The 22,954-nt window shown below is 74.1% G+C and carries 17 protein-coding genes; 9 read left to right on the forward strand and 8 right to left on the reverse strand.

Translation table 11 applies throughout. From position 1 onward, the window contains the following. The gene (gene tap / locus ACIQKA_RS32225) at positions 1–2,178 is read right to left on the reverse strand and encodes a telomere-associated protein Tap (RefSeq protein ID WP_402543110.1); all 2,178 of its coding nucleotides are present in this window, start codon (positions 2,176–2,178) and stop codon (positions 1–3) included. Positions 2,179–2,558: 380 nt separating this feature from the next. Between tap and ACIQKA_RS32230 the strand changes: the two genes are divergently transcribed. Together ACIQKA_RS32230 and ACIQKA_RS32235 are read left to right on the forward strand one after the other, a co-directional pair. Then, positions 2,559–3,806, forward strand: coding sequence for a ParA family protein (locus tag ACIQKA_RS32230; RefSeq protein ID WP_402543111.1), 1,248 nt, complete (start codon positions 2,559–2,561; stop codon positions 3,804–3,806). After that, positions 3,803–5,149, forward strand: a complete 1,347-nt coding sequence (locus tag ACIQKA_RS32235) for a ParB/RepB/Spo0J family partition protein (RefSeq protein ID WP_402543112.1) — start codon at positions 3,803–3,805, stop codon at positions 5,147–5,149. Before ACIQKA_RS32230 ends, ACIQKA_RS32235 begins: the two co-directional genes overlap by 4 nt. Before the next feature lie 86 nt (positions 5,150–5,235). On the opposite strand, the gene ACIQKA_RS32240 is transcribed toward ACIQKA_RS32235, so the two are convergent. Continuing rightward, entirely contained in the window at positions 5,236–5,613 is a 378-nt protein-coding gene (locus tag ACIQKA_RS32240) for a DUF6009 family protein (protein ID WP_391096814.1), read from the reverse strand. Beyond that, positions 5,610–7,127, reverse strand: a complete 1,518-nt coding sequence (locus ACIQKA_RS32245) for a phage/plasmid primase, P4 family (protein WP_383434848.1) — start codon at positions 7,125–7,127, stop codon at positions 5,610–5,612. The genes ACIQKA_RS32240 and ACIQKA_RS32245 overlap by 4 nt, the downstream gene beginning before the upstream one ends. Before the next feature lie 889 nt (positions 7,128–8,016). On the opposite strand from ACIQKA_RS32245, the gene ACIQKA_RS32250 reads away from it, so the two are divergent. Then, the gene (locus ACIQKA_RS32250) at positions 8,017–9,132 is read left to right on the forward strand and encodes a bifunctional DNA primase/polymerase (RefSeq protein WP_402543113.1); all 1,116 of its coding nucleotides are present in this window, start codon (positions 8,017–8,019) and stop codon (positions 9,130–9,132) included. Between the two features lie 130 nt (positions 9,133–9,262). On the opposite strand, the gene ACIQKA_RS32255 is transcribed toward ACIQKA_RS32250, so the two are convergent. Continuing rightward, the gene (locus ACIQKA_RS32255; protein ID WP_383153350.1) at positions 9,263–9,928 is read right to left on the reverse strand and encodes a ScbR family autoregulator-binding transcription factor; all 666 of its coding nucleotides are present in this window, start codon (positions 9,926–9,928) and stop codon (positions 9,263–9,265) included. A gap of 274 nt (positions 9,929–10,202) precedes the next feature. Next, positions 10,203–11,174, reverse strand: a complete 972-nt coding sequence (locus ACIQKA_RS32260) for a ScbA/BarX family gamma-butyrolactone biosynthesis protein (protein WP_383446804.1) — start codon at positions 11,172–11,174, stop codon at positions 10,203–10,205. Positions 11,175–11,669: 495 nt separating this feature from the next. Here ACIQKA_RS32260 and ACIQKA_RS32265 point away from each other — a divergent pair, with 495 nt between their 5' ends. The 5 genes from ACIQKA_RS32265 (at position 11,670) to ACIQKA_RS32285 (ending at position 17,525) form a co-directional block, all read left to right on the forward strand. Then, a complete protein-coding gene (locus ACIQKA_RS32265; protein WP_383153344.1) occupies positions 11,670–12,050 on the forward strand; it encodes a DUF6009 family protein in 381 nt (126 codons plus the stop codon). A 383-nt stretch (positions 12,051–12,433) separates the two neighbouring features. Beyond that, positions 12,434–13,054, forward strand: a complete 621-nt coding sequence (locus ACIQKA_RS32270) for a ScbR family autoregulator-binding transcription factor (protein ID WP_383153342.1) — start codon at positions 12,434–12,436, stop codon at positions 13,052–13,054. A gap of 222 nt (positions 13,055–13,276) precedes the next feature. Beyond that, entirely contained in the window at positions 13,277–14,122 is an 846-nt protein-coding gene (locus ACIQKA_RS32275; protein WP_383153339.1) for a BTAD domain-containing putative transcriptional regulator, read from the forward strand. 66 nt (positions 14,123–14,188) lie between these two features. Further along, entirely contained in the window at positions 14,189–14,992 is an 804-nt protein-coding gene (locus ACIQKA_RS32280) for a phosphopantetheine-binding protein (protein ID WP_391096817.1), read from the forward strand. Positions 14,993–15,017: 25 nt separating this feature from the next. Beyond that, positions 15,018–17,525, forward strand: a complete 2,508-nt coding sequence (locus ACIQKA_RS32285; protein WP_402543114.1) for a LuxR C-terminal-related transcriptional regulator — start codon at positions 15,018–15,020, stop codon at positions 17,523–17,525. A gap of 11 nt (positions 17,526–17,536) precedes the next feature. Here ACIQKA_RS32285 and ACIQKA_RS32290 read toward each other — a convergent pair whose 3' ends face one another. Beyond that, positions 17,537–19,261: a 3-hydroxyacyl-CoA dehydrogenase family protein gene (locus ACIQKA_RS32290; RefSeq protein ID WP_383153331.1), complete on the reverse strand. Its 1,725-nt coding sequence runs from the start codon at positions 19,259–19,261 to the stop codon at positions 17,537–17,539. Between the two features lie 11 nt (positions 19,262–19,272). Further along, complete coding sequence (gene ccrA, locus ACIQKA_RS32295) at positions 19,273–20,616, reverse strand: crotonyl-CoA carboxylase/reductase (protein ID WP_383153329.1); 1,344 nt, start codon at positions 20,614–20,616, stop codon at positions 19,273–19,275. A gap of 203 nt (positions 20,617–20,819) precedes the next feature. Here ccrA and ACIQKA_RS32300 point away from each other — a divergent pair, with 203 nt between their 5' ends. Then, positions 20,820–21,839 (forward strand): 3-oxoacyl-ACP synthase III family protein, encoded by a 1,020-nt coding sequence (locus tag ACIQKA_RS32300; protein WP_402543115.1) that lies wholly within the window; start codon positions 20,820–20,822, stop codon positions 21,837–21,839. Positions 21,840–21,932: 93 nt separating this feature from the next. Here the strand turns inward: ACIQKA_RS32300 and ACIQKA_RS32305 are convergent, their stop codons facing one another. Beyond that, the gene (locus ACIQKA_RS32305; protein ID WP_391096821.1) at positions 21,933–22,901 is read right to left on the reverse strand and encodes a BTAD domain-containing putative transcriptional regulator; all 969 of its coding nucleotides are present in this window, start codon (positions 22,899–22,901) and stop codon (positions 21,933–21,935) included. Between the last annotated feature and the right edge of the window lie 53 nt (positions 22,902–22,954).

The raw sequence follows: 22,954 nt of genomic DNA on the forward strand, positions 1-22,954 counted from the left end.
CTACTCTCCGTTGTCGGCATCGGTGACGGCGCCGTCCTTGATGTACCGGGCGAGGTTGAGGTCCGGGGCGTCGAACCGCTCGCGGACCTCCTCGCCCCACAGAACGGTCTGGGTGCCCTCGTGCTTCACCAGGCCGGGGTTGATGCCGAGCTTGAAGCCGCCGGGCAGCGGCTTGCCCTGACGGTAGGGCAGGAAGTCGAGCGGCGACTCGCCGTCGGCCGCGTACACGACGCAGTCGGACAGGATCGCGATCGGGTACTGCCCGGTGAACGACGCGTGCTTGACGATCTTGCGGTGCAGGTTGATCCGGGTGCGGGAGATGACGGCCGCGCGGATGTCCGGCCGCCACGTCGGGCGGGACAGGGCGCGCCACGGCTCGCCCGGCCGCCAGCCCTCGCCCCGCGGGCGCTCGCGCAGCTTGCCCAGGCCGCCCTTGACCGTCGCCTTGATCGCCGAGGCGACGACGGCCAGTTCCGGATCGCGGCCGCGGTAGCCGTCCATCGCGGCGAGGAAGTCCTCCGGCGACAGGTCGGCACCGACGCCGAGGTCGGCCATCGTCGCGAGGTGGGCGTCGCGCAGCCGGTTGTACCAGCCGTCCAGGTACCGGCCGTTCTCGTACCGGACGTACGCCTCCAGCGGGGCCACGTCGTACCCGAGCTCCACCGCGTACGCGACGGTCGGCGTCGCGTACCAGGCCGGTCCCTCCGGGCGGTCGCCCTTCGGCGTGAACGGGCTGGGCAGCAGGCCGCCGTCCAGCTCCACCCACCTGTCCCTGGCGACCTTCACGTGCGACAGGTCGACGTGGGAGAGGTCGACCAGCCAGCTTCCCGGCAGCTTCGGGTCGAACACGGGGTTCTTGACGTGGGTGGGTGCTCCGAGGCCGACGACCAGGCCGTTGGCTCCGGCCGCGAAGGCCATGTTGACGTCGATGCCGACCAGGTGGCGCAGGGTGCACTCGGCGTCCGTCATCGGCCGCGCCCAGTCGTACGCCTCCTCGAAGAGCTTCTCCGCCGGGCCGCGCACGTGGAAGCGCGGGAGGTCCCTGAGGAGCGGGTGCCCGTCCGGGGCCTCGCAGGGCGCGCAGTCCACCGGGTCCTTGCCCAGGGAGGTGGGGTTGTGTTCGGAGTGCCGCTTGCCGTCGGCGTCGGGCTCCGAGGCGCGGGTCGGCGGGTGCAGGGCGGTCATCAGCTCCAGGCCGGTCACCGCGGTCGAACCGCGCGGCGTCATCACACGGGAGGCGTACACGCCCAGGACGCGGGCGAGCTCCGCCGGCGGGAGCTGTCCGACCCTCCCCCAGTGCCGGGTGTCGAGGGCGTGCCAGGACGGGATGCAGAGCTGTACGCAGGCCCGCTCCGAGCCGGTGGCCGGGCGGTAGATCCGTGCCCACGGCCCGAAGCCGCGTTTCGTCAGCTTCCACTCCGCGCGGGCCAGCTGCTTGACGACCTTGTGGCTCTCGGGGATCCGGCCGGCGAGCCGCTCCTCCTCGGTGAGGGCGACGGGGAGGCCGTAGCGCTTCAGCGCGGCCTCGGTGAGGACGAGGAGCGGATCGGCGTCCTTGCCCGGTCCGGACAGCTTGGGCTGGCCGAGCCGGCCCTCGCGCAGCGTCCACTCCACCAGTGAGGGGAGCGTCTTGGCCGGCACCTCCAAGAGGAGGCCGCCCGGGCAGTACGCCAGTGCCTGGCCGGTCTCGTCGACGTCGACGACGGCGAGCGGACCGTTCGCGAACCGCGCGTCGGTCCTGTCGGGTGTGCCGGGGGTGCGGGGCGCGGGGGTGTCGGTCGGGGGTGTCCTCCGGGGGGCCGGAGGAGGGTCGGTGAGGGCGGGGCCGGGTCGGGGCTGCGTTTCCCGGGTTGCGGGCATGGGGGTCGCCTCCGCCTCCGGGGCCGGCTCCGGAGTTTCCGTGGAGGGGGCGGCGGCCTCGGTGTCCGTGTCGGTGTCGGCGGGGTAGAGCTTCGCGAGGCCGTCGAGGAGGCGTGCGTACGCGTCGCGCTCCGGCGGGCGCGGTTCGGTCCTGCCGGACTCCCAGGCGCTGACCGTGGCCCGGCGTACCTGGAGTGCGCTCGCCACCTCGTCGATCGTCAGACCGTGCGCGCTGCGCAGGCGCTTGCGCTCCGCCGGCGGCGGGAGCGGGGCGCGGGACGCGAGCAGGGCGTCGACCGCGTCGAACAACTCGGACATGGAACACCTCCGGGCCGACACCCTACCTGGTGAAACGTACATATCGCGTACGTTCGGCGTACGAAACGCGTGCATGGGGGGAGCGGGTGTGTTCTGTGGGACGCCGGAGTCATCACGGCGTGATAGGTCGAGGAGGGGTCGGAGCGGGCGGAGGGTTATCACGGCGTGATAGGTCGGTCGGCGTGGAGGCGGGCGGGGACCGTGGCTCGTGACGGGTCGGCCGGTGTCGAGGTGGCTGAGGGGTTATCACGGCGTGATAGGTCGGAGGCGGTCCGAACGGGGTGAGGGGTTATCACGGCGTGATAACCCGAGAGGAGTTCGTAACCTTTCTAACGCGTCAATGGCGGAAGTTGATCTCAGTCGTTAGTAGGGTGACGTCCATGACGTCACTCGAAACGGGCGGCGACCGGGAGAAGGTCGTCACCAAGCTCACCAGCACCCTCCGGCAGGACCTCAAGGTCCGGGCCGCTCTCCACGGTCTCGACATGCAGAACGCCGTCGAGGCCGGGATCACCGCCTGGCGCGGTCTGGGGTCGAACCTGGCCGCCGTCGACACCGCCGGCGCGGAGACCTACTCGACCTTCCTTCCCACCGGACTGTGGGACGGCTTCCGCGACGACTGCAAGAACCGGGGGGTCTCCCTCACCCAGGGCATCGCCCAGGCCGTCGCCCTCTGGCTCGACAACAACCCCGCGCCCGAGGCGAAGCGGCCCGCGATGGTCCGGCGCATCATCGTCTGCAACCAGAAGGGCGGTGTGGGCAAGACCGCCATCACCGCCGGTCTCGGCGAGGCCCTCGCCGAGAACTCGGCCGAACTCGTCCCCGTCCGGGTCTCCAGGCACTTCGCCGCACTGCTCGGAGACGGCGACCGCCCCGAGGACCCCCTTGCCCTGGAGGACCTTCCCGGGCTCGGGCAGCGTGTTCTCCTCGTCGACTTCGACCCGCAGGGGCACCTCACCAAGCAGCTCGGTCACGAACTGCTGCCCATGGGCGGGGACTCCCTGACCAACCACATGGCGGGCGAGGGCAAGGGCGAACTGGCCGACTTGGTCGTCTCCGTCGAGGAGGACCGCTTCGGCAACCGGCTGGACCTCCTGCCCGCCTGCACCGACGCCTTCCTCCTCGACGTCCGCCTCGCCTCCGTACGCGCCCGCGAGGCCGCCCTCGAACGTGCCCTGCGGGCCGTCGAGGCCGAGTACGACGTCATCGTCGTCGACTGCCCGCCGAGCCTCGGCCTCAGCATGGACGCCGCGTCGTACTACGGACGCCGCCGCGACAACGAGGAGACGGGCAACTCCGGCGTCCTCATCATCGTCCAGGCAGAGGACAGCAGCGCCGACGCCTACGGCCTGCTGACCGCGCAGATCGAGGACATGCGCGGCGACCTCGCCCTCGACATCGACTACCTCGGTCTCGTCGTCAACCACTACGACGCCCGCCGCGGATACATCGCGACGTCCTCCCTCCAGTCCTGGATGGACATAAAGGATCCGCGCGTCGTCGGCGTCATCGGTGACCTCAAGGAGCAGAAGGAGGCCGTCCGCGCCAAGCGGCCCCTCCTCGCCTACGCACCCCGGTGCGAGCAGTCCGTCGCGCTCCGCGCCCTCGCCCGGGAGATCAGCAAGTGAGCAAGGCCAAGAACCTCGGGGCCGGGTCCTCCTTCGCGCAGGCCCGCCCCATCAGTGCCCGCCGGGCCGCGATCGGTGCGGCCACGGCCGCGCCCACCGAGGGCGTTCCCGACCCCACGGAGCTTCCGCTCGGCCTCATCAGCCAGAACCCCGACAACCCGCGCGAGGAGCTCCGCGATCTCGAAGGGCTGGCCGACAGCATCCGCGAGATCGGTCTCGTCAACTCCATCACCGTCGCCACCGTCGACTCCTATCTGGCCGAGCGGCCCGAGCGGGCCGAGGACGTGGACGAGGGGGCGCGGTACATCGTCGTCGACGGCCACCGCCGGCTCGAAGCGGCACGGCTCGCCGGTGCCACCGTGATCCGGGTCAGCGTCAACAACCACCTCGTCGCCACCGACGAGGCCCTGCTCGAAGCCGCGTTCGTGGCCAACGTCCACCGCGACGACATGAACCCGATCGAGCAGGCCCACGCGCTGAAGAAGCTCGTGGAGTTCTACGGCTCGCAGAACAAGGCCGCGAAGCGCCTCGGGATCGGTCAGTCGACCATCTCCTCCAAGCTGTCGATCCTCGACCTGGACCACGGCCTCCAGGCGGATCTCGTCGAGGGGCGCCGGACGATCGAACACGTCCGCAACCTGTCCAAGCTCCCGCCCGAGCAACAGCGTGCGAAGGCCGACGCCCGGGCGGAGGCGGCGGAGCAGCGGTCCGCAGCCAAGCGCGACCTATCACGCCGTGATAACCCGCCGGTCGTTCACGAGGCGCCGGTCCCGGGCGAGGCCGGAGTCACGGACGGGAGCGCCTCGGGCGGGAGCACCCCGGGGGAGGGCGTTCCGGGGGAGGGCGTCCCGGGAGGAGGCATCTCGGGCGGGGAAGGCGTCGGAGGAGGAGTCGGCGACCTATCACGCCGTGATAACCCGGGGGGTGACGGTCACGGATCCCTTGGGGACGAGGTGCCCGCGCCCAGGAGTGCGAAGGCGGCCCCTTCGGTGGCCCAGGGCCCCGCACCGGTCCGTGTCGCCGAGCCGCTCTCGGTGGACGGGGGAACGGCCGCCGTGGAGGCGCCGGTGGGGGAGCGGTCCGGGGCGTCGTGGAGCACGGCCGCTCCGGCGACCCCGGCCGTTCCCGAGGTGCCGCTGCACGACGGCGTCGCCCTGATGGACCTGGCCTTCGACCGCCTCGACCCCGGGCAGCGCAGCGCGTTCATCCAGCACTACTTCAAGCGCAGTACGGGGGTGGGGGCCGTCATCGCGGACATGCGGGGGGACCTCGCCGTGCAGGACCGGAACTCGCTGGCGGCCATCCTGGAGCAGGTGGCCTCGGGTCTCCGCGAAGGCACGTAGAGCGGGACCGCCGAACCGGCGATGCCTTCGTTCCCCGGTGGGGGAGGGGCATCGCCGGCGTCGGTCCGGGCGGGGCGTACCCGTCCTTACGTGAGCAGGCGGGGGACGTCGGTGCCCTTGGAGCGCTGGGTCTTGCTGCCCTTGGTGCCGGGCGCGAGCGTGCGGGGGTCGACCGCTTCGGCCGGTGCCCCCGTCGCGTACAGGCCCTCGGGGTCGTTGTCCCGGTCGTGGGGGAGCAGCCAGAAGACGCGGCGGCGGAACGTCCCCGAGGAGCGGGAGGCCTTGGCCTGCGGGCTGAGCTGGGCGTAGCCGATCATCCGCCCGTCGCGGTGGTAGGCGGGCCTGCCCCGCCGGGTCGGGAGGCGGTCCAGGCTCTGCCGGACGTAGTCGAGGTCCTCGACGTTCTCGAGCCAGACGAGCTCGGATTCGTCGCGGATCTCCTCGTCGGTGATGAGGGAGCTCATGTGGTCTCCTCGTCCGCGAGCACCGCCATGCCGATGCCTGGGTAGTACTTGCGGGAGTTGGACAGGATCATTTCCTTGGGCGAGGCCAGTCCGACGAGCTCCCGGGCCCGTGCGGCGAAGGCCCGGGAGGAGATGGCGGGCGCGCCCTCATTGTGGCACCAGCTCCGATAGGCGGCGTACAGGCTCGCCTGTTCCGCCCGGTGGCCCGGGTCGAGCAGGCAGCACTCCTCGAAGAAGCGGCCGGTGTGGTCCTCCGTCTCGGCGTACGCGGTGGTGGCGACGCGGACGCGCTCGGGGCCGGTGAGGTCCCGGTCTCCGGCGAGGTAGCGGCGGGAGCCGTCGATGAGCCAGTTGAGGATCCCGGGGCCCTCCTCGGTGACGAGCAGATCGGCCAGGTTGTCGATCTTCCGGTCGTCGGAGACGACCCTCTCGAAGGGGAGCAGGCGGATGCGGCGCCAGAAGGCGAAGCCGCCGGTGTTGACCTCGGGGCGGTGGTTGCCCAGGAGCCAGAGCTTGTGGGTCGGCTCGAAGCTGAAGAAGTCCTGGCGCATCCGGCGGGCCTTGATGCGGTCGCCGCCCGTCAGGAGTTTGACCCGGGCCTCGTCGAAGCGGTCGCCGGGCTTCACCTCGCTGCACACGATGACGCGCCGCCCGTGCAGTTCGGCCAGGTCCGTGGGATGGCCCTCGTACGGACGGGCCATCAGGAAGCCGGGCGGCGCCGCGTCGGCGTAGTCGCCCAGGAGCTTCAGGAGCACATCCAGCAGAACCGATTTTCCGTTCTTGCCGGAGCCGAAGAGGAACGGCATCACCTGTCCGCCCACGTCGCCGGTGATCGAGTACCCGAGGAGCACCTGGAGGAAGTCGATCATCTCCGCGCCCTCGGCGCCCTCGCCGAAGGTGTCGGTGAGGAACCGGAGCCAGCGCGGGGTGGGCATCGTCCGGGGGCTGACCGAGGTGGAACGGGAGTGGAAGTCCTTGTCCGAGGCGGCCGGCCGGACCGCGCCGGTGCGCAGGTCCACGATCCCCGCCGGGGTGCACAGGGCGTAGGGGTCGGCGTCCAGGGAGGCGGCGTTGAGGACCATGCCCGGGGCCGACTTCGCCTGCGCCAGCATCGCGTTCATGCCGCCGGTGCTCAGGGCGCGGCGGCGGTGCTGGCGCATGGCCGTGTCCGTGTGCACGCCCCGCGGGTCGGTGACGGCGATGTTCTCCGCCAGGTCGCCGGCGGCCCACAGGACGGTGTCGTCCTCGTCGATCTGCCAGCGGGTGGTGTCCCACCGGTACCAGCCCAGGCCGGGCACGTGGCGGTAGTCGTGGGAGTAGAGCCGGGCGAAGAGCTTGGCGTTGCCGCGGTCGCTGAGGGTGTCGGGCAGCAGGCCCGCCGCACTGGCGTGCTCCCCGGGCGCACCGGACGTCCCGGGGGGCGCCTGCTGGGGAGGGGTGTCGGAGAAGTGGGCCAGGATCTGCGCGGCCACCGCCTGGGCGTCGAAAAGTTTGTCGTCGGGACCGACAGTCATACGTTCCCCCTGGAGCCCCTCGGGCGTTGGTGTCCGATGCGTGGGGAACAGTCGTGGGCGACTGATCCCGCCGGAGGGGGAACGGATCCGGACCGGGGCGCGCGTGAAGAGGGAACCCGCTGATCCGGTTCGGTTCCCCGCCGGCCCGGGGCCGGACAGCCTCCGGGAGAGAACCGACCGTGCCAGGGCTGCCTTAAGTCGCTGCGCGGAAAACGCAGTTCACCGGCCATGTTCTTCCCCCACCAGCGACCGAAGCGACTCATCTATGACATGAACAGTACCGAAGGCGGATCACGCCGTCCGGGATCCTACAGAAAAAAACCGTCCGGTCTGTCAGAATCAAGTTCGAGCCAATCATTGCCACCCCGGTCGACGCAACCCGCTGAGGGAGGGGCTTGCAGCGACCCAAGAGACCCAGGCCCGTACGTCCGGCCCGAAGCGGCCCCGAGGAGAGGCCCGGCGCGGGGCGGGGACGGGGGAGCGACCGTGGGCCAGCGACCGTGGGCGAGCGACCGGAATTCTTCGGGCAGCTCCTGCGGTGGGAGAGAAAAGCCCAGGTCAGAGGCTTGATCTCGACTGCTCGGCGACTCAAGCGACCGAACCTTCGGGTATATGAGGGTTCCCTGTGTGCGTGTGCGCGTCATATATAGGGAGACTCAGTCGCTTCAGTCGCTCTCCGGTGGCCTCTTCCCCTCTGACCTGTGGTTTTCTTGGCGACCCGAGTCGTACGACGGAGAGGCCCGGGTCGCTTGACCCCGTCCCCGGTAGCTGGTTCCCTCTCAGGACATGAGCGAGGAGGCGTTTTTCCCGAGGAGTTCACCCGCTCCACGGGTGTTCGGAACGTCCTGTGCACGACGTCCGGTCGCTTCGGTCGCTGCCAGGAGGCGGCGTGCCCGCTGAACTGGGCTTTTCCCGCAGTGACTCAGGAGCCGCGGCTCCGGCGCCCGTGCCGCCCGCTCCTTCGGTCACTGCGCGGTGGTGCGCCCGGCAGGGCTGGCCGGTCCTGCCGCTGGCCCCCGGCCGCAAGACGCCCGCGGCCAACTGCGAGGCCTGCCGCGAGCCGGGCCACCGCTACGACGACTGCCCCTGCCCCGAGGCCGGCCGCTGGTGCCACGGCTTCCGGGCCGCGACCCTCGACGCCGCGCGCATCGACCGCTGGTGGGGCTCCGACGCGCGCTTCGGCGTCGGCGTCGCCTGTGGTCCCGCGGGCCTCGTCGTGATCGACGTCGACGCGCATCCGGACCGTGAACCGCCGCCCCGGGACCGCCTGCTGCCGGGCGTCGGGATCGACGGGCGGGTCGACGTGGCCGGCATCGCCACCGGGTTCCACACCCTCGCGGTGCTCGCCGCGCTCCGGGGCCGTCCCAGCCCGGCGGAGGACGCGACGACCCTGCGCGTACGGACGCCCTCGGGCGGGATGCACATCTGGTACCGGGTCACCGACGGGCGCCGCTGGCAGTGTTCGACCGGCTCGACGGGAGGCCGCGCCCTGGCCTGGCAGGTCGACGTACGGGCCCACGGCGGCTACATCATCGTCCCGGGCACCACCACGACCGCGGGCACCTACACGGCGCTCGGGGAGGCCCGCAGGCCCGCGCCGCTGCCCGGGTGGCTGGCCGCCGAGCTCGAACGCACCGGTCACGTTCCCGCCGAACGGACCGTCCCCGTACGGCAGGTCGTACCGCCCCGGGCCCGACAGGCCGTCGTCGCGGCGGGCGGCGGGCACGACCGGGCCGGGCGGGTCCTCGCGGGAGTCCTCGCCGAGGTCGCCGCCTGCGGCGCGGTCGCCGAGGGAGCGGGCTTCACCGACCGACTGAACCGGGCCGCCTACACCGCCGGGGGCCTGGTCGCCGCCGGCCACCTGCCCTCCGAGGAGGCGTACGAGGCGCTCCGCCGGACCGCCGAAGCGGCCCGCCCCGGCCAGGAGGCGAGGATCGACCGGATCGTCAGGGGCGGCCTGGCGGCGGGTGCCGCGCGACCGCTGCACCCGCGTGCTCGCCCGTGACGCGAGCGGGGGAGCGGGAGAGGGACCCGCGTTGCAAAGGGAACCGCCCGCCCGGTATATTTTTGATCGCCACGAAGGCCGGGCGGGGGCGTCTGTCTTCGGGGGTGCGTTTCCGTGCCGTGTCGGCCCGTCAGCCGACCGTGGCGTCCGCGGCGGTCGTCCGGAGGCGCATCTCGGCCGCGATCGTCTCGCCGCGGCCCTCCGTGAGGTCGACGGAGGCCAGGACCGAGGAGACGGCCACGCTGGGCAGCACGTACCGCAGCAGGCTGGAGGCCCGGGACAGCAGGTCCTGGTAGTCGCACACGGCCTGGGACATGGCCTGGACCCCGGCGAAGGAGCCCACCAGGACGTCGGCGGCTTCGGAGGGCACGACGTGGGGGAGCAGCTCGCCCTTGATCCGGGCCTCGTCGAGGAGGGCGCCGACGACCTCGGCCCAGTACGCGAACGGGCCGCTGCGGTCGAGGCCGTGGGCCTGCTGGTCGAGCGAGAGCCGTACGCCGGCCCGGACCATCGGCTCGGTCTGCAGCCGGTAGGCGTGCAGCATCACGGTGTCCGCGAGCTCCTGGATCTTGTAGTTCCGGGACGGGACGGGAACCAGCTGGTCCTGCTCGTGGATGACCCCCTGGGCGAGGTCCTCCTTCGAGGGGAAATGGAAGTACAAGGCCCCCTTGGTCACTCCGGCGGTGTTGAGGATCTCGCTGATCGTCGCCATCTGGTAGCCACGTTCCTCGAAGACCTTGGCCGCTGCCGAGAGGATCGTCTGTCGTGTACGGACTGACCGGTCCTGCTTGACCACTTTCGCCTCTTTCTTGCGGTGAACCCTAGGGCGCCATAAAAAAACCGCCCAGTATGTATCTTACATCGAGCGGTGCTCGGCGCAGCTCTCCGAACCCGATTTGATCAACACGTGAACAATCGGGAACGCGGCGCGAGGGGGAGGCGGAAGCGCGGGAGGGAGATCGGCGGCGGGGGCCGCCGCGGTGGTGCGGGCCGGTCTCCTCGGGGCCGGGGCGTGCGCCCCGGGGAGACCGGCCCGGTGTGTCGCCGTGCGGTGCGGGGGCCGTGCCGGACTACTCGGGGCGGGGCGCGGCCGCGGTCACGGTGGTGCTGAAGACGGGCTCGCCCTCCTGGTGGCCGGTCACCAGGACGGAGTCCCCGGCGCTCGTGCCGGGCAGCCGGCGGGCCGTGATGAGGCAGGGCGCGTCCAGCTCCGCGTACCGGGTGAACGTGCTGGTCAGACCGAGGGCGAGAGCCGGGCGGTCCAGGGTCGCGACCGTGGCCTGGCGAGCCGCTTCGAGCAGCATCATGCCGGGTACGTGGTCGACGGGGTGGTCGAAGAGGATGGGGTGGCGGGTGTCCACGCGCAGCTGCCAGCTGTTCTGCTCGCCGGTGGGCGACAGGACGACGTCCGTGGGCGAGATGCGCCCGACGGTCTGCGGGGCCGTGGGGGCGGTGAGGGGGATCCGCGGCCGTCCGGGGGCCAGCCGCTCCGCGCGCATGCGCGTGTAGACCTTGGACGGCACACAGGTGAAGTCGGCGGAGCCGGTCGCCGCGATCCGGCCGTTGCGGCGGACCACCGCGTCGTAGCGGAACCCGGCGACGGAACGGCCGCGGCGCCTGACGTCGGAGCAGGTGATCTCGATGTCGAGCGAGGCCGGGGCGTCGTCGACCAGCAGGCCGTCCGGGCACACCGCGAAGTCGAGCGACCACATGAGGAAGCTGTGGCCGAGCGGGACGCCGTACTCGGCGTGGGCCAGGAGGCAGCCGGCCTGGCGGATGGTCTCGGCGGATATGAGCGGGTCGTGGTGACCGTCCACCGCGGTGAAGAAGCTGTGGCCGCGGGGCCACTGGGCGGAGACGACGAAGCGGTCGTCGCCCGTGCGCTTCCAGTCGGTGAGCATCACCTCGGCGACGCTCGCGCGGTGGACGAACTCCTTGGGCACCGTCGTGGTGAGCGACGGGTAGCGCAGGGCGGCCGTCCAGGCCGTCGCGTGGTTCTCGGGGCAAGTTGTGTCGGCCGGGCGGAAGGTGCTGGTGGACATGGTTCCCCCTGAGGTGTGTTTGGCTCGAACGTGTGTGACGTCCCCTCAGGCAGCGAAGATACAGACCAACCGGTTTATTTTCTACGGGGTCGTCACACTCCCTTCGCGAATGCACCCGAGTTTCCCTACCGGACACCTCGGCAACGTGTTTGACATGCGGAAATGTGCCTGTGGCAACTGCCTACAGGAGGGAACGAGGCGCGCTCTCCCGGTGTGCATACCGCCTTTTCCGGACGCCGGGCCGGGACGGCCGCAAGGGTCCTCCAGGGTGTTCCGAGCGGTCTTCCAGCGATCCTCGGGCGGTGCGGCAGAGGCCCCGGCGGCCGGTTGCCGACGGGGCCCGCGACCTGTGGAGAGGGGCGCGCAGGGGGCCCGTCGGCAGAGGTCGAGCGCGGTTGCAGGGGAGGCGCACAAGGCCGTTGACCTGCGGCTCCACGCGCGCTCCAGGGGCCGGTGCCAGGGTCGGGCCCACCCGCTCGCGGACGAGGAGACGGCATGAGCGCCCTCATCGCAGACGACGAGATCGCCCACGAGGCGGGCCTCGTCTGGCTGGAGGACACCGGCCGGCTCGACTACGTCCGGCAGAGCCTGGACCGCCTCCCGACCCGGTGCGGCAGGCCCGCCTACCACCGTGACGGACGGATGGTCGGGTACGCCCTGCTGGGGCCGGAGGCCAAGCCCTCGCGGCCCTCGGGCACCTTCAGGCGGCGGGTGTTCTGGCTGCTGCCGCACGACCGGGACACCGCCCCCGACGGGCCGTACGCCACGGGCTCGCCCGCCGAGGCCGTGGACGTCCGGACCCTGGCGCCGGGCGACAGGGGGCGCAGGACGGAGCGCTCGCGGGGCGCTTCCGGACCCGCCCCGGAAGGCCCGTGACGGCGTGACGGCGGCCGGATCGTGACGGTGTGACGGCGGCGGGTCCGGACGTCGCACCGGGAGATCCGGCCTTTTTCTGATGGAGCGTCATTGACCGGTCCGCCGCGGGGAAGGTGCCTTCACCGCGGCCGCTCCGACTGCCTCCGGAGGCCCGACGCGGGACGTCGCGCGCCCTCTTCTGCCTGGTTGCGCGCTACCGCGCGATAGAAACCGCGCGAGCGGTTTGTTAGAGTGGCGCGGGGCCCACCGGGGAAGGGCCGGGTCGTGGCGGTGAAGGTGCCCGAGCGACACCGGCCCGCCTCCTCCGCGGAGCCCCGGAGCAAGCACGTCCTTCCGGCCCGCCCCTCGGCGGGTGCGGCCCCTCTGCAACGACGGAGCAGTCGATGGTCAAACAGGAGCGCGCGGCGCGCACGCGCGAAACCCTGATCCGGTCCGCGGCCGAGGTGTTCGACCGGGAGGGCTTCTCCGCGGCATCGCTCTCGGTGATCAGCTCACGGGCCGGGGTCAGCAACGGGGCGCTGCACTTCCACTTCGAGAACAAGGCGGCCCTCGCCGACGTCGTCGAGGCGGAGGCGCTGATAAGGCTGCGGGCCGTCAGCGACGCCGACCCTCCGCCCCGGGCGGGCCGCGTGCAGCTCCTGGTCGACGCCACCCAGGGGCTCACCGCCGCGCTGCGCCGCGACGTGGTGCTGCGGGCAGGCTTCTCGCTGAGCGGCGAGCCGGTCCGCACGATCCGCGTCGACCTGCGGGAACACTGGCGGCGCTGGGTCGAGGAGGCGGTGAAGCACGCCGAGTCGGAGGGCGAGCTGCGCCCCGAGGTGGCGGCGCAGGACGTGGTGACCGCCGTGGTGGCCGCGACCGTGGGCTTCGAGGTGCTGGGCGTACGGGACGCGGAGTGGCTCTCGACGGCCACGGTCGGCCGGTTCTGGCGGCTGCTGCTGCCGACGCTCGTGCCGCAGGCCGCCCTGACCGGCATCAAGGCGGAGGGGTCCCGGTCCCGGTAGGACCCCGCCAGTCTGTTTCGCCCTGTCCGGAGCCGGCTTCCGGGATCGGACAGGGCGCGCCGAGCGGGTGCGGTGGATCGATGAACCCGCAGGTCAGGGGTGCTCCTTGAGGGGGCTTCGGATCTTCTTTCCAGTTAAAACAGCGCGGTCGGTTTCGTATTGACAAACCGCGTGTCCTGTTTTTTACTGAGCCAGGCTTCATCTGCGGACAGGGGAGTACGCGTGGACATCGAAGTACTGGGCGCACTGGCGGTGCGGGAGCAAGGGATCTCCATCACGCCGACGGCCCCCAAACCACGGCAGGTACTGGCGCTGCTGGCGCTCCATGCCGACCAGGTCGTCCCGGTGTCGGCGCTGATCGAGGAGCTGTGGGCGGGCGCACCGCCGCGCAGCGCCCGCACCACGCTGCAGACCTACGTGCTGCAGCTGCGGGCCCTCATCGCGACCGCCCTGGAACGGACCGCGTCCGACGGCGAGGAGAACCCCGCCGGGCGGCGCACCGCCAAGGACGTGCTCGTGACGCTGCCGGGCGGCTACCTGCTCGACAGCGGCGGCGGCACCACCGACGTCCGCGAGTTCGACCGGCTCGCCGGCATGGGCTACCGGGCGATGGACTCGGGCGACTTCCCGGGCGCGGCCCGGCTGCTGCGCGAGGCGCTGTCGCTGTGGTCCGGTCCCGCCTTCTCCGACGTGCAGGGCGGGGTGCAGCTCGACATGGAGGCCCGGCGCCTGGAGGAGACCCGGCTCTGCGCGCTCGACCAGCGCATCGACGCCGACCTCCGGCTCGGCCGCCACCGCGAGCTGCTCGCCGAACTCACCGTCCTGGCCAGCCGCTACCGCACCCACGAGAACCTGCACGGGCAGTTCATGCTCGCCCTGCACCGCTCCGGGCGCCGCGGCGAGGCCCTCGACGTCTACCAGCGGCTGCGCGGCACCCTCGTGCGCGAACTGGGCCTGGAGCCCTCCGCCGCCCTGCGCCGGCTCCAGCGCGCGATCCTCATGGCCGGTCCCGAGAGCGTCGTCGAGGCGGTCGAGAACGCCGACGACCGGCTCGTCCGCGTGGGCTGAGCCGGGCCGTGCGCACACCTCGCGCACGCGACCGGCCGCGCCGCCGACCTCCTGGAGAAGGCACCGATGACCAGTGACCGAACCGTTCCTCCCGGCGACCTCCTGACGGACGTCCTCACCGTCCTCGCCGACGTGCTGCGCGTGCGGCCGGAGAGGATCGACCCGGAACAGACGTTCCAGTCCCTCGGCTTCGACTCGCTCCTGACCGTCGAGTTCGTCGCCGTCCTCAACGCGCGGTACGGGCTCCAGATCCTGCCCACGGAGCTCTACGACCACCCGTCGCCCGCGGCCTTCGTCCGCCGGCTCGCCCGGGAGGAGGGGCTGACCGAGGGGACGGTGACCGCTTCCGGAGCGGGGCCCGCGCCCGGAGAAGGGACGGCCGCCCGAGCCGGGTCCGCCTCCGCGACGGTACGGGCCGGCACGCCGTACGCCTCCGACCCGCACACCGCCCCGTACGGGGAACTCCGCCCGGAGTCCGCAAGCCGCGTCCCCGCCGACGGCGGCGCGATCCTCGACGTCCTGCGCGAGCGGCTGGCGGCGATCCTGGGCTGCGACGCCCGGCAGATCGACCCCTCCGCGTCCTTCCCGCTCCTCGGCGTGGACTCGATCATCGGCACCGAGCTCGTCACCGTCCTCAACCGCACCTACGGGCTGCGGGAGCGGGCCGCCGCGCTCCACGACCACCCGAACCTCGCGGCACTGGCCGCCCACATCGCCGTCCGCACCGGGGCCGCGCCCGCGCCCGCCCCGGCCGCGCCCGCCGTCGGGGCGGCGGCGCACGGCACCGAACTCGACGTGCTGCTCGACGCGGTGCGCGACGACAGGCTCACCGTGGACGAGGCGCTCGTCCTGCTGGGTCGACACGGCTGAGGGGCCGGCCGGCGTGGAGGGCCCGGTGGACGCGGTGGATCCGGCGGGGGAGCCGGTGGACCCGGCGGTGCGGGTGGGCACGGGCGGTGCGGGAGGCCCGGACGGGCCGCTCGACGGTCCCGCGGGCGCGCCGGTGGCGGCCCTGCTGCGCCGCCTGACCGACCCCGGAAGCCCGGCTGCCGGAGCGCTCGCCGTCGTCACCGGAAGCTCCGGCACGGGCAAGACCGCCCTGCTCGCCGCCGCCGCCCGGCGGGCCTGCGGCGCCGGGGCCGCCGTCCTCGCCGCCACGGCCTCGCCCGCCGAGCAGGACCTCCCGCTCGGCGTCCTCGGCCAGCTCCTCGGCGGCGCCGTACCGCCCGCACTCCCCGGCGACGCCCGGACGGCGGCCTTCGAGGAGGGCTTCCGCAGGCTGCGGGACCGGGCCGCGCGCCGGCCCGTGCTGGTCACCGTGGACGACGTCCAGCACGCCGACGAACCCTCCGCCCGCGCCCTGCTCTACCTCGCCGGCCGGCTCGGCCCCCACCGGCTGCTGCTCCTGGTCGCCGGACAGCAGTGGGCCCGTACCGCGCCGCCGCCCGCCCTGGCCCAGCTCCTGCGCCACCCCGCCGCGCACCGGACGTCCCTCACCACCCTCACCCCGGAGCGGACCGCCGCCCTCCTCGCCGGGCCCGGCGCCCTGGACGCGGACGCCGCACGGCGACTCGCCCCCGCCTGGCACCGCGTCACCGGCGGCAACCCGCGCCTGCTGCGCGCCCTCCTGGAGGACCACGCGGCCTGCGCCCCCCTGCGTCCGGCCCGCCCGGTCGTCGGCACCGCCGTCAAACGGGCCGTCGGCCGCTGCCTGCGCGCCGCCGGGCCCGCCGCGGGCGAGGCCGCCCGGGCGCTCGCCGTCCTCGGGGACGGCGCCACCCTCGCGCTCGTCGGCGGGCTCCTCGGCACCCACGACCGGGCCGCCGTGCCCGCCCTGGCCGAACTCGACGCCATGGGGCTGCTCGCCTCCGGCCGGCTGCGCCACGAGGGCGTCCGGGCCGCCGTGCTGGAGGAACTGGCGCCCGACGACTGCGCCCGGCTCCACGAGCGCGCCGCCCGGCTCCTGCACGAGGACGGGGCTCCGCCCGCCGCCGTCGCCCGGCACCTGGCCGCCGCCCACGCCGCCGCCCCGGACGCCCCCGCCGCCCGCCCGCCCTGGGCCGTGCCCGTCCTGGCCGAGGCCGCCGGGGCGGCCCTGCGCACGGGCGACCCGTGGCGCGCCGCCGAACTCCTGCGCACCGCCCACCGGTCGGGCCCGGACGCGCGGCACGCCGACGCGGTCCTCGTGGACCTCGCCTGCGCGGAGTGGGAGACCGACCCCGGCTCCGTCACCCGGCACCTGCCCGCCCTGGCCCACGCCCTGGAACGGGGCCGGCTCGACCCCCGGCAGGCCCTCGCCGCCGCCGGGCCCCTGCTGTGGCACGGGCGGCCGGAGGCGCCGGCCGCCGCCGCGATCGCGCTGCGCGCGCTGACCGGGCGGATCTGGCCCCGGCCGGACGGCGTCCACGCCGGCGGGGCCCCCGTCTCCGGGACCGGCGGCCCCTGGGCCGACGGCGCCGGGTCCGCGACCGCCGTGACGGGCACGCCCGAGCGGGTCCTGCGGGCCCTCGCGCTCGGCCACGCGCCCCGGCCCTCCGTCGCCGAACTCCTCGGCGCCCTCCTGCACACCTGGCGGCTCCCGCGCCCCCGGGCCTGGTCCGCGCTGCTCGCCGAGGGGGCCGCGTGGACCCAGGGCTCGCCCGCCCGCCGGGCCGTGCTCGAAGCGGCGGCGGCCGTCCTCTACCAGCGGACCGGGGAGCACCGGGCCGCCTCCCGGCACGCGGCGAGCGCCCTGGAGCTGGTGGACCCGGCGGCCTGGGGCGTCGCGGCCGGGGTCCCGCTGGCCGCCGCCGTCGACGCCGCCACGGCCCGCGCCGCCCACGGCGAGGCGGCGGAACTGCTGCGGGTCCCCGTGCCGGAGGAGACGTTCCGCACCACCGCGGGGCTGCCGTACCTGCTCGCGCGCGGCCGGCACCAGCTCGCCGCGGGCCGGTTCGCGGCGGCCCGCGACGACTTCCACACCTGCCGGGACCTGATGGCCGCCTGGGGTCTCGAACCGGCCGGGGCGCTGGACCGGCGGACCGGTCCGGTCGGCGCGTTCCGGCCGGGGGAGGGCGGGCGCGGGGCGGTGGTCCCCCTGACCGGGAGCCGGGAGGCCACCGGGCCCGCCGGGACCCGGACCGGTGACTCCTCCGTCGGAGAGGGGAGTTCCCCGGACGGGGCCCCCCTGACCGCGCTCAGCCGGGCCGAGCGCCGGGTGGTGGAGCTGGTCGCCGAGGGCTGCACCAACCGGGCCGTCGCGGCCCGCCTGTTCGTCACCCCGAGCACCGTCGAACAGCACCTGACCCGCGTCTACCGCAAGCTCGGCGTGCGCTCCCGCGCCGACCTCGCGGCCCTGTGGCGGGCCGCCGCCGACGGGGACGCGGCGCCCCGCGAGGACCGGGGCGCGGTGGTGGGGGAGTGACCGCCGTCCCGTCAGCCGCGCCGGGCGGCCGTACGGAACCCCCGGCGGTTCTTGCGGCCGAGCGCCCCGGTGGCGACCAGGTCGGCAAGGAGCGGGGCCGGTGCGTGCTCGGGCGACCCCAGCTGCTCGTACAGCCGCTTCTGGATCGCGAGGGACACGTCGAGGCCGATGGTGTCGAGCAGGGCGAACGGCCCCATGGGGAAGCCGAATCCGCGCCGGACCGCCTCGTCGGTCTCCTCGATGTCGGTGCCGTGGCGTTCGAGCAGGGCGACGGCCGCGCCCAGGTACGGGAAGAGCAGGGCGTTCACGATGAAGCCGGCCCGGTCGGGGCAGGCGACGGCGGTCTTGCCGAGGCCCTCGGTGAAGGCGCGGGCGGTCGCCGCCGCGCCGTCGGAGGTCCCGGCGGTCCGCGTGACCTCGACCAGCCGCATCAGCGGCGCCGGGTTGAAGAAGTGCAGTCCGACGACGTCGGCCGGGCGGCCGGAGGCGGCGGCGCAGTCCGCGACCGACAGGCTGGAGGTGGTGGTCGCCAGCAGCGCGCCCGGCTTCGCCGTGCGGCCCAGGGCGGCGAACAGCTCCCGCTTGACCTCCTCGTCCTCCGCCACGGCCTCGACGACCAGGTCGCACCCGGCGACGGCCGCGACGCCGACGGCGCCCGCGAGCCGGGCCAGGGCGGCGTCCCGGGCCCCGGCGCTGGTCCGGCCGCGCTCGACGGAGCGGTCCAGGGAGGCCCCGACGGCCGCGAGGGCGTCCGCCGCCTTCTCCGGGCTCCGGGCGACGAGCACCGTCGGGTGCCCGGCCGCCGCCGTCACCTCCGCGATGCCGCGGGCCATCGCGCCCGAGCCGAGGACGCCGACCGTGCCCACCGGCCGGGCCCCGGCGGCGCCGGGGGAGGCGGCGGGCGGGCGCGGCGCGCGGCCCTCGTCGTCGTAGCGGTGGAAGCCCTCGCCGGTCTTGCGGCCGAGCAGTCCGGCGCCGACCGTGCGGGTCAGCAGCGCGGCGGGCTCGAAGGAGGCGTCGCCGGTGCGCTCGCGCAGCCGCGTCAGCGCGGCGTGCGCGGTGTCCAGGCCGATGGCGTCGAGGAGTTCGAAGGGGCCCTGCGGCAGCCCGCAGCCCAGCCGCATCGCGGTGTCGATGTCGTCGCGGGAGGCGTGGCCCTCGTCGAGGAAGGCGACGGCCCGGTTGAGGTGGGCGAGGACCAGGGCGGTGGCGTCGGCGGCCGGGCGGGCGCCCAGGGCCACCGGGGTCAGGCCGAGGGAGGCGACCAGGGCGTCGACCGCCGCCGCCGCGTCCGGCGAGGTCAGGGCGGTGCGCACCGGTTCGACGGTGCCGCCCGGGCCCGGCGGGACCAGGAAGCGCAGTCCGGCCACGTCGGCGGGCCGGCCCGAGGCGATCGCGAGCCGGGCCGGGGGGAGTCCGGCGGAGGTGGTCACCAGGACGGCCCCGGGCGCCGCGGCCGCCAGCTGCCGCAGGACCTCCGTCTTGACGCCGAGGTCCTCGGTCACGGCCTCGACCACGAGGGAGGCCCGGCCCGCTCGTGTCAGGTCGTCGGTGAAGACGGCGCGGTCCGCGGCGCCGTCGGGCGCGGCGGCCTTGGCCCGGCGGGCCACCCGGTGCCGCACGTCGGGGTCCGCGTCGACCGCGACGACCTCGTGTCCGGCGGCCAGGGCCAGCCGCAGCAGGCTCTCGCCGAGGCTGCCGAGGCCGACGACGGCGGTGATCGGTGCCTGGGTCATGACGGGCTCCCTCAGCCTTCCTGCGTACGGAACCGGTTGATGGCGTCGAGGTGCTTCGCGCGCAGCTCCTCGTCCCGCACGCCCAGCCCCTCGCGGGGTGCGAGCGCGAGGACGCCGACCTTGCCCTGGTGGAGGTTGCGGTGGACGTCGTAGGCGGCCTGGCCGGTCTCCTCCAGGGAGTAGACCTTCGACAGGGTCGGGTGGATCCTGCCCTTGACGATCAGGCGGTTGGCCTCCCAGGCCTCGCGGTAGTTCGCGAAGTGCGAGCCGATGATCCGCTTGAGCGACATCCACAGGTAGCGGTTGTCGTACTCGTGCCGGAAGCCGGAGGTGGAGGCGCAGGTGACGACGGTGCCGCCCTTGCGGGTGACGTACACGCTCGCGCCGAAGGTCTCGCGGCCCGGGTGCTCGAAGACGATGTCCACGTCCTCGCCGCCGGTCAGCTCGCGGATGCGCTTGCCGAAGCGCTTCCACTCCTTCGGGTCCTGCGTCTCCTCGTCCTTCCAGAACCTGTAGCCCTCGGCGCTGCGGTCGATGACCGCCTCGGCGCCCATCCGCCGGCAGATCTCCGCCTTCTCCGGGGAGGACACCACGCAGACGGGGTTGGCGCCGCCGGCCAGGGCGAGCTGGGTGGCGTACGAGCCGAGGCCGCCGCTGGCACCCCAGATCAGGACGTTGTCGCCCTGCTTCATGCCGGCGCCGTTGCGGGAGACGAGCTGCCGGTACGCCGTCGAGTTGACCAGGCCGGGGCTCGCGGCCTCCTCCCAGGTCAGGTGCTCGGGCTTGGGCATGAGCTGGTTGGACTTGACGAGCGCCAGCTCCGCCAGGCCGCCGAAGTTGGTCTCGAAGCCCCAGATGCGCTGCTCGGGGTCGAGCATCGTGTCGCCGTGTCCGTCGGCGGACTCCAGCTCCACGGACAGGCAGTGCGCGACGACCCGGTCGCCGGCCTTCCAGCGGTTCACCCCGGGACCGGTGCGCAGCACCACGCCCGCCAGGTCCGAACCCAGCACGTGGTACGGCAGGTCGTGGCGCCTGGTCAGCTCGGAGAGGCGGCCGTAGCGCTCCAGGAACCCGAAGGTGGGCAGCGGTTCGAAGATGGAGCTCCACACGGTGTTGTAGTTGACGGCGCTCGCCATCACCGCGATCAGCGCCTCCCCGGGACCGGGCTCCGGAGTGGGCACCTCCTGGAGGTGCAGGGACTTGCGGGGGTCCTTGTCCGCCGAGGCCATCCCCTCGAACATGCCCGTCTCGTCCCGGCGCACCACGCTGCCCCGGTACGACTCCGGCAGTGGCAGGGCCGCGACGTCGGCCGGCGCCACGCCCTCGGCGAGCAGGGCATTGACGATCTCGTCCACGTGAAATCCCTTGCGAGTAGAGGGGACGCTCCGCGGTCAGGCTAGGCCGGTTTCCGACCCCTGGGGACCCCTAATTCCCCCGGTGCGCACCCCTGTTTTTTCCCTGGGGTCGAACAGGGGATGTCCGCCGCTCGCGAAACGCTCATGCTGTCGTCCGGACCCGCTGGAAAACCGCTGGGAGAATTCGTGAACGGAATCGCGGCATGACCGTCTACTCGCCCCCGGCGGGATCCGTCGGAATCCTCGGCACCGGCTCGTACCTGCCCGGAGAACCGGTCGGCAACGACACCGTCGCCGCCCGCGCCGGGGTCACCGCCGAGTGGATCGAGCGGAAGACCGGCATCGTGGAGCGCCACTACGCCGCCGACCACGAGGCCGCCTCGGACCTGGCCGCCGAGGCGGCCGTCGGCGCCCTCGACGACGCCGGGGTGCGGGCCCGGGACGTGGGCTGGATCGTCGTGGCCACCTCGACGCCCGACCACCCCCAGCCGGCCACCGCCGCCCTGGTGCAGCACCGCATCGGCGCCGCCGGGGCCATGGCCTTCGACGTCAACGCCGTCTGCGCGGGCTTCGCCACCGCCCTGCACACCGGCGCGCGGCTGCTCGCCGTCCCCGAGGCCGACGGCGGGCGGCGCTGCGCCCTGGTCGTCGGCGCCGAGGTGTACTCGCGGATCCTCGACCGCGCGGACCGGCGCACCGCGCCGCTCTTCGGGGACGGCGCGGGGGCCGTGGTCCTGGGCCCGGTGGCCCCGGGGCGCGGACTGCTGGGCACCGGCATGGGCTCGTACGGGCACCTGCACGGGCTGATCGGGGTCGAGGCGGGCGGCAGCCGGCTCCCCGCCTCGGAGAAGACCCTGCTGCGGGGCGACCATCACTTCCGGATGCGGGGCCGGGACGTGCGGGACTTCGTCGTACGGGAGCTCCCGGCGGCCGTCGCGGGCACCCTGGACGCCTTCGCGGTGGACCCGGGCGAGGTGGCCCACTTCGTGCCGCACCAGGCCAACGGCGAGATGCTGCGCTCGCTGGCCGGCTCCCTGGGACTGCCGCGGGCGCGCGTGCACCTGACGGTGGACCGGCACGGGAACACCGGGGCCGCGTCCGTCCCCGTCACCCTCGACCACGTGGCCCGCGACGGCGCGCTCGCCGAGGACGACCTGCTGTTCCTCGCGGGCTTCGGCGGCGGGATGACGGTGGGGACGGCGCTGCTGCGCTGGGGCCGTTAGGGCGTGCGCCGGGCCCGAAGGGCGGACCCGGCGGGTCCGCCCTGGGACGCGGCGGTCGGGCGAGGGCCCGGCGGTCGGCGGAGGGGCCGGCGGTCAGACGAGGGTGGGGCCGCCCGTGAGCAGGTGGAGGCGGTGCAGCAGGTCCTCCTGCTGCCGGGTCAGCACGTCGATACGGGAGCGCAGCCGGGCCACCTCGCTCCCGAGGTCGAGCAGCGCCGCGTCCGCCCCGAGGGCGGCCGGCGGCACCGAGAGCTCCGTCGCGGACAGCGGGACCCGGTGCAGGATCGCCTCCATCCGCGAGCGCAGCGCCGGACCCGGCCCGACCCCGAGCCCGTCGGCCAGCCGACGGCAGGCCCGCTCGTACGCGCCGAGGGCCTCGGTGGGCCGCCCGGCCCGGCACAGCGCGACCATCAGCAGGTCGTGGAACCGCTCGCGCACCGGGTGCTCGGCGGTCAGTCGTTCCAGCTCGAACACGACCGGCTCGGCGGGCCCGCTGCGCAGACTCGCCTCGTACAGGACCTCCAGGGCGGTCAGCCGCTGCTCCTCCAGCCGGTCCGCCTCGGCGGCGCAGAGGGCGCCGCGCACGCTCCCCTCGAGCGCCGGGCCCCGCCACAGCGCCAGCGCCCGGCGCAGCACGGTGACGGCCACGGCCGGTTCGTCCGCCGCCGCGGCCCGGCCCTCGGCGGCGAGCCGGTGGAAGCGCTGGGCGTCGGTGGTGGCCCGGCCGAGCCGCAGCAGGTAGCCGGGCGGGCGGGTCGTGATCCATCCGGGCCCGTCGTCGCCGGGCAGCAGCCGGCGCAGCCGGGCCACGTGGGCCTGGAGGGCGTTGGCCGGGGACGCGGGCGGCGCGTCGCCCCACAGCTCGTCGACGAGCCGGTCGGCGGCGAGCACCTGGCCGGGCCGGGCCGCGAGGGCGCCCAGCAGGGCGCTCTGCTTCGCGCCGGACGGCACGGCGCGCTCGCCGGTCCGCGCGTCGTGCACCTCGACCGGGCCCAGGATGCGGAAGTCCACCGGCCCGTGGCCGGGGTCCCGGGGCGCTTCGTGCTCCACGGTGCCATTCACGTGGCACGGCTCCTTCCGGGGATTCGCCGGGGCCTCGCGGAAAGCGGTGTGAA

Source organism: Streptomyces sp. NPDC092045, assembly GCF_044756005.1.
In the GTDB taxonomy this organism is placed as follows: Bacteria; Actinomycetota; Actinomycetes; order Streptomycetales; family Streptomycetaceae; genus Streptomyces.